General features: G+C 61.0%; 10 protein-coding genes. 5 read left to right on the forward strand and 5 right to left on the reverse strand.

Going from position 1 to position 12,586, the window contains the following annotated elements; translation table 11 throughout:
• Positions 1-13 precede the first annotated feature (13 nt).
• Positions 14-997, forward strand: a complete 984-nt coding sequence (guaA, locus tag H8S61_RS02235) for a glutamine-hydrolyzing GMP synthase (protein ID WP_186937809.1) — start codon at positions 14-16, stop codon at positions 995-997.
• Positions 998-1,132: 135 nt separating this feature from the next.
• Here the strand turns inward: guaA and H8S61_RS02240 are convergent, their stop codons facing one another.
• From H8S61_RS02240 to H8S61_RS02250, 3 genes are all read right to left on the reverse strand, one after another.
• Entirely contained in the window at positions 1,133-2,437 is a 1,305-nt protein-coding gene (locus H8S61_RS02240; protein ID WP_186937810.1) for a sensor histidine kinase, read from the reverse strand.
• A gap of 49 nt (positions 2,438-2,486) precedes the next feature.
• Entirely contained in the window at positions 2,487-3,218 is a 732-nt protein-coding gene (locus H8S61_RS02245; protein ID WP_186937811.1) for a response regulator transcription factor, read from the reverse strand.
• A 193-nt stretch (positions 3,219-3,411) separates the two neighbouring features.
• The gene (locus H8S61_RS02250) at positions 3,412-4,533 is read right to left on the reverse strand and encodes an ammonia-forming cytochrome c nitrite reductase subunit c552 (RefSeq protein WP_186937812.1); all 1,122 of its coding nucleotides are present in this window, start codon (positions 4,531-4,533) and stop codon (positions 3,412-3,414) included.
• A gap of 399 nt (positions 4,534-4,932) precedes the next feature.
• On the opposite strand from H8S61_RS02250, the gene H8S61_RS17670 reads away from it, so the two are divergent.
• Both H8S61_RS17670 and H8S61_RS02260 read left to right on the forward strand, forming a co-directional pair.
• Positions 4,933-6,396: a helix-turn-helix transcriptional regulator gene (locus H8S61_RS17670; RefSeq protein WP_186937813.1), complete on the forward strand. Its 1,464-nt coding sequence runs from the start codon at positions 4,933-4,935 to the stop codon at positions 6,394-6,396.
• Positions 6,397-6,535: 139 nt separating this feature from the next.
• Complete coding sequence (locus H8S61_RS02260; RefSeq protein ID WP_186937814.1) at positions 6,536-8,083, forward strand: flavocytochrome c; 1,548 nt, start codon at positions 6,536-6,538, stop codon at positions 8,081-8,083.
• A gap of 124 nt (positions 8,084-8,207) precedes the next feature.
• Here H8S61_RS02260 and H8S61_RS02265 read toward each other — a convergent pair whose 3' ends face one another.
• Positions 8,208-8,789 (reverse strand): DNA-3-methyladenine glycosylase I, encoded by a 582-nt coding sequence (locus tag H8S61_RS02265; RefSeq protein WP_186937815.1) that lies wholly within the window; start codon positions 8,787-8,789, stop codon positions 8,208-8,210.
• A gap of 8 nt (positions 8,790-8,797) precedes the next feature.
• A complete protein-coding gene (locus H8S61_RS02270; protein WP_186937816.1) occupies positions 8,798-9,685 on the reverse strand; it encodes an aldose 1-epimerase family protein in 888 nt (295 codons plus the stop codon).
• Between the two features lie 175 nt (positions 9,686-9,860).
• Between H8S61_RS02270 and H8S61_RS02275 the strand changes: the two genes are divergently transcribed.
• Both H8S61_RS02275 and H8S61_RS02280 read left to right on the forward strand, forming a co-directional pair.
• Positions 9,861-11,612, forward strand: a complete 1,752-nt coding sequence (locus H8S61_RS02275; RefSeq protein ID WP_186937817.1) for an ABC transporter ATP-binding protein — start codon at positions 9,861-9,863, stop codon at positions 11,610-11,612.
• Positions 11,584-12,570 (forward strand): ArsR/SmtB family transcription factor, encoded by a 987-nt coding sequence (locus tag H8S61_RS02280; protein WP_186937818.1) that lies wholly within the window; start codon positions 11,584-11,586, stop codon positions 12,568-12,570. The genes H8S61_RS02275 and H8S61_RS02280 overlap by 29 nt, the downstream gene beginning before the upstream one ends.
• The last annotated feature ends 16 nt before the right edge of the window (positions 12,571-12,586 follow it).

Consider the following 12,586-nt stretch of genomic DNA (forward strand, 5'->3'; position numbering starts at 1 on the left):
GGAGGACACCCGAATGGACCCCAACAAGCGCCCCGAAGACATGGAGCGAATCACCACGCCCGAGCTGGCAAACGCGTTCATCGACGAGCAGGTGGAGGCCGTGCGCGCCCAGGTAGGCGATCAGAAGGTGCTGCTGGCCCTGTCCGGCGGCGTGGACTCGTCCGTGGTGGCGGCGCTGCTGATCAAGGCCATCGGCAAGCAGCTCATCTGCGTGCACGTGAACCACGGCCTCATGCGCAAAGGCGAGAGCGAGCAGGTGGTGGACGTGTTCCGCAACCAGCTCGACGCGAACCTCGTGTACGTCGACGCCTCCGAGCGCTTCCTCGATCTGCTCGACGGCGTGGCCGAGCCCGAGGCGAAGCGCAAGATCATCGGCGCCGAGTTCATCCGCGTGTTCGAGGAAGAGGCCCGCAAGGTGGGCGACGAGGTGAGCTTCCTCGCGCAGGGCACCATCTACCCCGATATCCTCGAGTCCGACGGCGTGAAGGCGCACCACAACGTGGGCGGCCTGCCCGACGACCTGCAGTTCGAGCTGTGCGAGCCCGTGAAGCTGCTGTACAAGGACGAGGTGCGCGTCATCGGCCGCGAGCTGGGCCTGCCCGAGGGCATGGTCGAGCGCCAGCCGTTCCCGGGCCCGGGCCTGGGCGTGCGCTGCCTCGGCGCCATCACGCGCGACCGCCTCGAGGCGCTGCGCGAGGCCGACGCCATCCTGCGCGACGAGTTCGCCGCGGCCGGCCTCGAAGGCAAGGTGTGGCAGTACTTCGTGAGCGTCCCCGACTTCCGCGCCACCGGCGTCCGCGACGGCGTGCGCGCCTTCGAGTGGCCCGCCATCATCCGCGCGGTCAACACCGTCGACGCCATGACCGCCGAGGTCCCCGAGCTCGATTGGGCGCTGCTCAAGAAGATCACGGCCCGCATCCTGGCCGAGGTCCCCGGCATCTGCCGCGTCGTGTACGACCTCACCCCGAAGCCCATCGGCACCATCGAGTGGGAATAGGCGTAAGGGTTCACAATTTCTTGTTTATGAAGTAACGCGCGGCGATGCACAGAGCAAAGCAGCCATTCTTTTCGGGATGGCTGCTTTGCTTTGTGCATGAACCAAGGTATCGTTGGGGGGTTGGGGAGACGGCCCCTAATCGTTCTTGAGAGGCAGCCAAACGCGGACGGTGGTCCCCTCGTCCTTCCCGCTTTCGATATCGATGCGGCCTCCATGGCGTTCGGCAATCCACTGGGCAATGGGAAGGCCAAGCCCTGTGCCCTGCGGGTTGACTTGCCGTGCCCGTTCGGAACGGTAGAAACGGTCGAAAACATGGGCGATCGTTTCCGAGTCCATGCCGATACCCGTGTCCGCAACGACCAGCACGGCACACGTGCCCTCGGGAGCGCACTCAATCGAGATCGTGCCCCCTGGTTGGGTGTAATGGATGGCATTCTCGACGAAGACGGTTGCCAACTCCTCGAGCCGATCGCGGTCGCCGAGGACCAACGCGCCCTTCTCTGTGTTGACCTTGAGCTCGACCTTTTGCTGGACGGCGAGCTGCTCGAAATCCTCGTACATCTGCTCCACCATATCGCCCATATCCACAACCGCGTACATATGGTCCACCACGCCATCCTCCACCTGCGTGAGCGTGAGCAAATCCGAAAGTGTGTTGCACATCCTGTACGCATGATCCAGGCTCGTTTGGAGCGCGGGAGTTTCGTCAGCCACGCGGTGCTCAGGATGGCGAAGCACCATCTCTATGTTGGCGAGCATCACGGCAAGAGGGGTTTTGAGCTTATGGGAAGCGTCGGCAGAGAACTGCCGCTGGCGTTCCCAGGCATCGCGAATGGGCGTCACGGCGCGCTTTGCCATGAAGTATCCCGCGGGAATCATCGCAACGAGGCTTAGCAGATACGTCACGATGCTGGCGACGATCAAGCGATGGCGTGGCACTATCTCCTTGGTGATATCGCGAAACAGCAGTATTTCCTCTACGTGATAGGTTTGGTCCCCTTCGGTGATAGGGGCATCGCAGAGCGTATGGTGCACGCGGTAGAACCGACCGTCGATCTCGAAGGTCGAGTCGCCGAACGGCATATCGCGAGCCAGCAGCGTATCGACATCGTCCTGCGGTATCTCGTCGGTGGGGTGCAGGTTCAGAAGCTCGCCGTCGGCCGTTTTGATATACAGCACGGGAATAAACGACGTCGACAGGCCATAGGTATGGTCGTTCGACGACTGATGCTCGTCGATGAAGACTTGCGTCTGATAGGCGGAACGCGAGTCGATGGGGGTGAATCCGAACACGTAGAACAGCACGTTGAGGATGAGAAGAACCGCGAACAAGACCACAGCCATAACGAGGCAGTTGGAAATCGTCAGCTTACGCGCTGTTCTGCGGGCAAGCGCTTCAGTCAGCCTTACCTGCACGCTAGAAGCGAACGTCGCGCCCATCGAACAGCACCTTCCCCCATGTCCTCGCATCCTGCAACTCTCGATGCCGCTAAGCGCTCGCAAACTTGTAGCCCACGCGCCACACCGTCAAGAGATAGCGGGGCTTGGAAGGTACGGGTTCCATCTTCTCACGTATCTTGCGAACGAGCACCGTGACGTTGCGCAGATCCATGCCGACGCTCTCTCCCCAGATATGATCGAGGATCTGCTCGCGCGTAAAAACCTTGCCGGACGAGGAAGCGAGCAACACGACGATCTCGAACTCTTTGGATGTGAGCTTGACGGGCTGGCCCTTGAGCCTGACCTCGTATCCACCCCGATCGATTTCGAGATCGCCGATGCGGATAACTCCTTGGGATCCCTTCGCGTCAGCGGCATGATCGGTTTCGACATCACTTGGAACAGGCGCATCAGCATCGGAAACGCAACGCCTGATAAGGGCTTTTACGCGCAAGGAAAGCTCCAAAGGGCTAAACGGCTTGGTGAGGTAGTCGTCGCAGCCCGCTCTGAAGCCCACGCTCTTGTCGACGATATCGCTTCTCGCCGACAAGAAGATGATGGGAGTGCGCACGCCGCGCTCTCGCAAACGCAAACAGGTCTCGAAACCGTCCATATAGGGCATGGAGATGTCCAGGATGATAGCGTCGGGGCGCTCCGCATCGATACGATCGAGAACCTCGAGACCGTCCCCTACGCCGCAAAACTCGTACCCGTCTTCCAGCATGACGCGCTCGACAACTTTGCGCAGGTCCCCATCGTCGTCTGCGAACATGACCTTCATGATGCGACCCCCCCCCGTCCAAACATCGGCACCGCGCCGCACCGCTTACGACGCTCTCCCGTCACGCCACGGCGTATTCGGGAGTATACCAAATCCAGGGGTCCCGATTGACGAGGTGTCCGAACGAAGCCCGGTGGCTCGCCCTGACGCGAACCACCGGAACTGCACGCGCTACCGCGCCTGTCCGCAGAGCCTAGGATAGCAGGTCGATGCCATGCTGAGCGAGCTCGGCGGCCTGAGCGACGATCCCGTGCTGCTCTTCGGGGTCATGGGCGACCTTGTTGCCGAGCTTGTGCTTGCCCTCGACGTAGGTCAGGTTGTAGCTGGCGCGAGAGTAGTCTTCGCGCGCCTGATCCAGGGCCTCGGACTCCTCACCGGCGGCCGTAGCCTCCTTGAGCATGTCGCTCAGCTGGCTGATCAGAGCACGCGCCTCTTCGCCCTTGGCGTTGAGCTCGGCCTGGGCGTTGCGTACGAAGTCACGCATCTGAGCGGCGTCTTCGATACCCTTAGAAGAATGGCAGTCGAGGCAGGTCTCAAGCGCTTCGAGGTTGTCGGTCAGACGTCCGGAGGCGTTGTGGTTGGTCATCGGCTGGCCGTTGGCGTTCTCGATAGTGGGCATGTGACAGTCGATGCAGGTGAGGCCCATATCGGCATGCGTACTGTCGTAGAAGATCTCAACATCGGGATGACCTGCGCTGACCTTCAGGGCACCCGTGGCCTCGTCGGGACCCTTTTCCGCGCTCTCGGCGCCCCGCTCGGCGTAGATGGTGTCGATATCGAAGCCGGGGGTGTAGCCGGTATGACACTGGCCGCACAGAATCGTACCTTCGGGAGCATCGGGAATGTAGGTCTCGCGCTTGGTGTCGAACGAGCGGATGCCGGGATTGATCTCAAGGGTCTCGGGATCGGTGTGGCAGACATAGCAATCGAAGAAAGAATTGATCTCGGGCACGAGATCGGCCAGCGGCGTCGAGCCATCGTATACCTGAGACAGCTCGTCCCATTGCGTGGTCTTGCAGGACATGCAGTCGAGGTTGGCATGATCCTGCTGCTGCATGTTCTGGAACATGTAGTAATGACCGGCCTTGACGCCTTTGTCGACGTTCCACCCTGTGGTGGCGAACGAAGCGTACTGGTCAGGGTACATCTTCCTCCATTCCTCGATGGTCGCCCTCTCGCTGCTAGCAGCTTCGGCGGTGTCGCTGTCGGCGGCTTTCCCCGTGCCGTTTGGCGCGCACGCGCTGACACATGCAAGCGCGAGCAAGGACGCAGCGACGGTAGAGGCGATCAGAACCTTCCCTTTCCGCTTAGCCATGCAAACCCCTCCTTCGTACTCGATAGTGCATTACGTTTTGCATCTGAGGATATTCTAGGAAGCGAAGAGGGTAATACCGATACCTGATTTATTGGGTATAAGTTGCTTTTATATTTCCCAATTATTGACACCGTCGAATATCGCGCGGAAAGAACTCCAGGATGCGGCCCGCCCAGCCAATGCTTAGCGTGCCTTGCCGTCAAAGACATGCTCGGCATGGATTGCATCTAGGCACGACCAGAACGGCGAGAAGCTATCGATGAACCAAGCTACACGCATTTCGTTTCTTAGTATATGATTGGATTAACCGAGCGGGAGCAGGCCCCCTCGCAGTAGTGCGAGAGGGCCTACAGAACCTGGAAAACTGCGATGTAGGTTTTCAAGAAGGACGGTCAAAGCGTGGTAAGGGAAATCGACCAGCATGCAACCACCTCGACCACTCGGTCGAATACCGCGCGTTGCCTGACCATCGTCTTCGGGATGGCGTTTTACTGGTCGACGGTTGACATCGCGCGCGTCGACTACTTCATCGCCCTGCAAGCCGGATCGAGCAACGGCGAATTTGCCGCATTCTCCGCCTATTGCGCCGTTGCCATCGCGGTCATCGTCTTCTTGTTCGCCAAGCGAAAGCGCGTCGAATCCCTCTTCAAAGAAAAGAGCTGGCTTGTGTCGGCTCTTTCGCTTGTCGTCAGCCTCAGCGTCGCGCTCTTCCTGATCCCCTTCAGAAGCGATGGCCCGGTATTTTGGATAGCACGGCTCTGCGCGAGCATAGCCCCCATACTCTGGTTCATCGTCATCACCTTCGCATGGGGACGTACGATAATCCAGGAGACCGCTCGGTTCGGCATGCTGATCCCTGTCCTCTCGTTCGCCGTGGGGATTGTCGTAACCCTGTGCAGCCTGCTGCCCGAGCCCATCGGCACCGCGATCATAATCGCCACGCCGCCCATCACGAGCATACTCTGGCAGCTTTCGGCGAACAAGAACGACAGCGACCCGCCGACCTCGAGCCGATTGGCCGATTTGGAGAATGCCCAAATCCCCACCTTCATCGTGTGCGGCATCTTTTTCTGCACGGCGGCGTTCGCCAACGTCTTCGTCAACTACAGCAGTAGCCGTGCGATCACGGCTCCCTTCACGCAGGGGGTGGCGATCCCCACTTCAATCACGTGCTTGGTTTTGCTGACCGCAGCACTTATCATAGGCTCGCGAAGCAAGAACCACGACCATACGTTCATCGTCGCCTGGTCGACGATCGCCGTAGCGTTTTTCGGATGCCTGTTCGCCACCGCCTTGGGGATGTTTCCCAGCGGAGAGCGGGCGGCAGCCGTCTTGGCGGGGTGCTTCATGTGCTTCAAGCTGCTTCTCTGGATATTCACGGCGAGCGTCGCCCGCAACTCCCAAGTGTCGAGCGCCACCGCGTTCAGCGTGCTGTATCTGCCGATCAACGTGTTCATGGTGGCCGTTGTGGGCACGGTGCTTCCCATGCTTCTCCAGCTTGAGGAAGCGGCCGTCTCCACCTACCGCGAAGAGGTGCTCCTGATGCTCGCCTTCGCGTTGATCGTCGTGGCCTTCGTGTTTTTCGTGCGCTACGCCCCCGCGCTCAGCGAGGCGATCCTCGAATCGGCCAAAAGCACCTCGAACTACGAGATACTGTCGCACGTGGCGGACGAAAAGGAGCTCACCGCACGCGAAACGGAAATCGTCTTGCTGATATCCCAGGGCTACACCTCGAAAACGATAGCCGAGATGCTGTACGTATCGCCGGAGACCGTGCGCACGCACACGAAGCGGATCTACCGCAAGCTCGGGATCCACAACAGGCAGGACATCATCAAGTTCGTGAACTCTCACAGCAATTGATCAGGCATTATGCCTAAATCCCTCATTATGGGGTACGAAGATCCCTCACTTTCTGCACCTTGTTTTCGGCAGAACTTGCAATACTCGATGGAGATTGGAAGCCAAGACAGGTTGCACGAAAAGAGAGAGGGGCAGATCAATGTCTGGATTGAAGAGTTTGTCGCGCAGGAGCTTTCTCAAGGGGAGCGCCCTTCTGGGCGCCGGCATCGTCGGCTCTGCGAGCATTACCGCATGTGCATCCAAAGCATATGCCGACTCGGTCGCGTGGGATAGGGAAACCGACGTCCTCGTCGTCGGAAGCGGCTTCGCCGGGTACTCCGCAGCCTTGTATGCGCATGATGCCGGCGCCGAGGTGGTGCTCATCGACAAACGCGGGAGCGACGGGGGGAACTCCCTCAAATGCGACGGCGATTTCGGCGTGTGCGGCTCGTCGGCGCAAAAAGAGCACGGGATAGAAGACTCCGTCGACGCCTACGTCAACGACATGCTCGTGGCGGGCCTGTACCTCAACGACGTTGAGAAGTGCCGCACGATCGCGGAGAGCACGAACGGCATCTACGAATGGTTGAACGATCTTGGCGTTACGTGGGTGCAAGACGGCGAGGGCAAAACCGAGGTGCTGCCCTACGGCGGGCATACCATCCGCCGCACGCTCAAAGCGGAGGGTGCGGGCGCCGCGATCGTCGGGGCTCTCAGAAACGAGGCGAACGCGAAGGGCCTGGCGGCCGAATGCCACCTTCTGCTTACCGAGCTCGTCAAAAACGACGAAGGCCGCGTCATCGGAGCCAAGGTCGTGAAGAACAACGAGACCCAGGAACGCTCCGACAGCCCCCACGGGCAATGCATCAACATCAAAGCGAGGAAAGGGGTCGTGCTGGCAACCGGCGGCTTTGGAGGAGATGTCGCGTGGCGGATGCAGCACGATCCGAGGCTCGACGAGACGGTTGGGGACACCAACCGCTCCGGCGCGAACAGGGAGGCTTTGGAGCCGGCCCTGCATGCCGACGCCCTGGCCGTCCACATGGATTGGATCCAGCTGGGGCCCTGGTGCAGCCCCGACCTTGAGACCTACGGCCCCGACGGCACCTACATCGACGCGGGATTTCCCTACGGGCCCGTCGTGGCCCCTCAAACCGGTAAGCGCATCGTGAACGAGCTGACCGACCGAAAGCGCTACTGCGATGCGATCCTCGCGAACGAGGAGCCGCTGATCCAGATCGTCGACGAACGCAATCTGCCGGAATGGTCGCTGGAGTACCTGGAGAAATGCATCGATGCCGGATGCACGTGGCGGATGGATTCGATCGAGGAGATCGCCGAAAGGTTCGACATCCCGCTCGAAGCCCTGCAGACCGAGATAGCCCGCTACAACACGTTCGTCGCCAACAAGCTTGACGAGGATTTCGGCAAGGCGATTCCCGAAGACGCCCTCCCGGTCGAAGAGCCTCCCTATTGCGTGACGCGCGTTTGGCCCCGGGTCCACCACTGCATGGGCGGCGTGAAAACCGATGCGGATTGCCGCGTCATCGACGTCTCCCTCCAACCGATCGAAGGCCTGTTCGCGGCGGGGGAAGCAACCGGCGGCGTGCACGGAGCGTGCAGGCTCGGCTCGTGCTCCATCGCGGACTGCCTCGTCAACGGCTCCCTTGCCGGCCAGAACGCAGCGCAAGCGGAAAGCTGGTGCTGAACGGGCGTCGAAGCAAGACCAAGAAACGCCCTTCGCTCCGAAAACGACCCTGCCACCGCCCGCTCGGCAGGGTCGTTTTTCGATCAGCGCGCAAACCCTGGTCCGTTCAGATCGCCCATGCACCTTACGCGGCGCCGCCCTCCAGCTCCTGCCGCACGAAGCAATCCGTCACGTGGTCGTTCACCATGCCGATGGATTGCAGGTAGGCGTAGACGATGGTGGGGCCGACGAACTTGAAGCCGCGCTTCTTGAGGTCCTTGCTGATGCGATCGGAAAGCGGCGTGGTCGCCGGAACGTCCTCCTGGGCTTCCCACCGGTTCACGATGGGTTCGCCGTCCACGTATCCCCATATGAACGCGTCGAAGCTCCCGAACTCATCGACCACGTCCAGGAACAGCTTCGCGTTGGCGATGGCCGCGTTGATCTTGAGGCGGTTGCGGACGATCCCCTCGTTCGCCATGAGCTCCTCGACCTTCGCCTCGCCGTGGCGCGCCACCGCGCCCGGGTCAAACCCGTCGAAGGCCTCCCGGTACGCCTCGCGCTTCCTGAGGACGGTTATCCACGAGAGGCCCGCCTGCGCGCCCTCCAGAACCAGCAGCTCGAACAGCATGCGGTCGTCGTGGGTGGGCCTTCCCCACTCGTTGTCGTGGTAGTCCACGTACGTCGGGTCGTCGCCCGCCCACGAGCACCTGCGTTTCTCCTCCATAGCGCCTCCTAGCGAAACGTCATCCGGTACGTCAGCGTCGCGCGCTCGCCCGGCCCGAGGGTGCGCACGCCGGGCTTCTCGGCCAGCTCGCGCGGGGAGAAGCAGGCATCGGGCAGCGCCGACCAGGGCTCGAGGCACAGGTAGCGGGCATCGGCTTGGCCGGCGGCCGTCCAAATCCCGAAGTAGGGGAAGTCCGGGAACTCCACCGTGACCTCGTAGCCGTTCGCGCTGCTCGCCAGCGTCGCGACGCTGCCGGGGACGTTCTCCAGCACGATGGTGTCGATGCCCAGCTGCTCGGGCGTCTTCGTCAGGCGCCCGTCCTCGAGCGGCACCTCGACCTTCGGCAGCGTGAGGATGCCCGCCTCGTCCATCCCGAACATCTCGAGCGCATCGACGCCTTCGAAGCGCACGAAATAGTCGGCCATGCGCTCCCCCGGCAACAGGCGCGTCGCATACGCCTCGTGGCCGCCCAGCTCGAACGGCATCGGCCGGGCGCCCGTATTCTCCACGGTGTGCGTCTTGACGATCGCGTCGCCGTCGAGCGAGAAATCGACGCGCAAGCGGAAGTCGAAGGGGTAGACGGCCCGCGTGCCCTCGTCGGAGGACGTCTCGAAGCGCGCCTGCGTGCCCGACACCTGCTCGGCCGCGAACGCGCGGTCGCGGCTAAAGCCGTGCATCGGCGCGTCCACGCGCTGTCCTCCGTCCGCGTACCAACCGTCGCGCAAGCGTCCGATCAGCGGGAACAGCAACGGCGCTCGACGGCCCCACACCGCAGGATCGCCCGACCACATCCGCTCGACGCCGTCGCGCACAACGCTCTGCAGCTCCGCTCCTTTGCTCGAAACGCGCACCGAAAGCTCGTCGTTCTCCAGCGCGAGCACAACCGCATCCTGCATGGGCCTTCCTTTCGTCGGGGAGGATCGTTCTGGACTATAGTACCGCATCGCCTTGACCCCGCGTGAGTTCCTGCTTCACTTTGTCTCTATGTGATGGATTTGATATTGCTACATATTAGATAATCATCTAATATGTAGCAATATCCTGTACGCACGCCTGGGAAAAGGAGCGACCATGCTCAAGCTGTTTCGAAACCACAAAGGCCTCTTTGCCCTGGTTCTGCTGTTCAGCGTCATCAACTCCGCGCTCGGCATCGGCGCGGCCGTTATCCTGGAGAACATTCTCAACTCGGTAGTCGATGGGAACTGGGGGCTATTCTCCATCATGCTGTGGGTGGTGCTGGGCTACATCGTGGTCCTTGTCGCGATGTCCGCCTGCGGCACCATCGCCGAGAAGAAGCTCATCGTGCGCACGGTGCAGGATCTCAGGAACGATGTCCAGCAGGGCATCCTCTCCCGCGATACCGAGCGCTACAAGACAACCAACACGGCCGATTACCTTTCGGCGCTCACCAACGACGTGAAGATCATCGAAGAGAACGTCATCGTGGCGTTCCTCAACACGATCCAATACGCTCTCGTATTCGTCATGGCCGCTGTCGCGCTGTTCGTGTACAGCCCGCTCATCGGCGGGATCATGCTGGTCGGCCTGCTTCTTATGTACCTTCTGCCGGCCAGCCTGGGCAAGCCCATCGGCAAGCGGCAGGAAGCCTATTCGGGGAGCCTATCCCTCTTCACGACGAGACTGAAGGACCAATTCTCAGGCTACGAGGTCATACGCTCGTACCGGCTTGTCGATCAGGCAAAAGCCGCGTTCACGCGCCAAAACGAGGAGCTTTCGGAACGCAAGTACGGCGTCGACAAGCTGTTGGCCCTGAGCGAGGTCATCGCCGGCGTGATGGGCGCGGGCCTCCAGATAGGCACCATGTTGGTCGCAGGGTTTCTCGTGCTCAACGGGCAGATGGCTGCCGGCACGCTCTTGGCCATTCTGCAACTCTCGGGCATGTTCGTGCAACCGGTGGCGATCATCCTGCAAAGCATTCCCAAGATTCAAGGGGCCGGCCCCGTGCTTGCCCGACTCGAGGAGCTGAGCTCCCCCGCTCCATCCGGTTTTACCGGAACGGTCGAGCCGGCGTTCGAGAGGGATATCCGGTTCGAGAATCTGAGCTTCGGTTATGCGGAAGGCCGACCCGTGCTTGCCGGGCTTGATGCGACGCTGGAAAAGGGTGGGAAGTACGTTCTCATCGGCGAGAGCGGCTGCGGGAAGAGCACGCTGATGAGCCTCCTCGCAGCCGAGCACAGCGCGTACGCCGGCGAGATCCGCATCGACGGGAACGAGCTCCGCACCCTTGACATCGATAAGCTTCTCACCAGCATATCCACGATCCACCAAGACGTGTACCTGTTCGACGAGACCATCCGATACAACATCGGCCTGGGGCGGCCCTATTCGGAAGAGAAATGGAACCGGGCCCTGAGGATAAGCGGCGTTGACAGGTTCCTTGCCCAAACCGAGCAGGGGCTCGATACGCAGGCGGGAGAGATGGGTGCCAACCTCTCCGGGGGCCAGCGTCAGCGGATCGCCGTTGCGAGGGCGCTGATCGAGGAGAAGCCCCTGCTCATCCTCGACGAAGGCACGAATGCCGTGGATATCCAGACAGCCTACGACATCGAATCCGCCTTGCTCGGGATCGAAGACCTGACCCTGATCACCATCACCCACAATCTCAGGCCAGAACTGCTGCGACGCTACGACGCCCTGCTGTTCATGAAGCAAGGTCGCATAGGCGAAGCAGGCACCTACGATGCGCTCGTCGAGCAAGGGGGCGGTTTTGCCTCATTCCAGCGCTTGGAGCGTATAATCGAACCAGGTACGCAACAGAACGAGGTCCACGTACATGAAACTGCAACTCAATCCAGTCTTTGAAACCTTTTGCTTGCTCGGGTATCCCAATTTGGGAGACACGGCGAAAAAGGAGATCGTAAAGAAACTCGACGCGTTAGGGGTCAACGGCGCCGCCGTGTACGCGGCGAACTTTCCGCTGGTCGAGCGTTACTATGACGCTTTTGCGAGCAGGGCGGTTCAAACCGAGGGAAGCGCTTTGTTCGAGGACATGTCGACCGAGCTCGGACTCCTGCTCATCATCAACCTCCTCCTTCACCCCCAGTGGCTCGATGACTTCGACGCCGTTTCCGACGAAGAGGCGACCGCCGCCATCAGCGAGGGAATAACCGACCTCCTGGAAAGCGACGAAGGGCCCATCGAGGCCCTGGAGGCGAGCGAGCTGTCGGACCAGGCAAAATGGCAGATGACCGCCCTTCTGCAACAACCGCGGAAAAAACTTGCGCTTGTCATCGACGCCATCAACGCCAACCTCGCGACGTACGAGCACGCCTACGCAAGGCTGGCATCCGAAATAGAGCCTTTGCTTGAGCAGCTTGAGGATCAGCTTGAAAAAGACGAGCTGTCCTCGAACATGTCACGCATCGTGGCGCTGAACCCCCAAGCCCCCGTCATCCCCTCGCTCGCCAACCCCCTGATCATCCTGGTCTTGGGAGACTACAACTTCGTCGGCCTTCTGCTGAACAGGATGATGGGAGGACGGAACGAAGGCCTCACCGAAACCGAGGCCGCCCTGGTGGCGAAAGCGCTGAGCGATCCCAGTAAGGTGAAGATTCTCGGCGAGCTGAAGCAGGGCAAGCTGTACAGCCTGGAAATCGCCCAGAAGCTGGAGCTTACCCCGGCAACCACTTCCCATCATATGAACATGCTGCTCTCCGCCGGCTTGGTGGAAGTGTCGAAAGAAGGCGCGAAGGCGTACTACAGCGTGTGCCGCGACACCGTCGAGCGCTATCGCGCCTGGCTGCACGACCGCTTCTTGTAGAGACGCCGAGGGGCAA

Origin of the sequence: Eggerthella hominis, assembly GCF_014287365.1 — a bacterium.
GTDB classification, from domain to species: domain Bacteria; phylum Actinomycetota; class Coriobacteriia; order Coriobacteriales; family Eggerthellaceae; genus Eggerthella; species Eggerthella guodeyinii.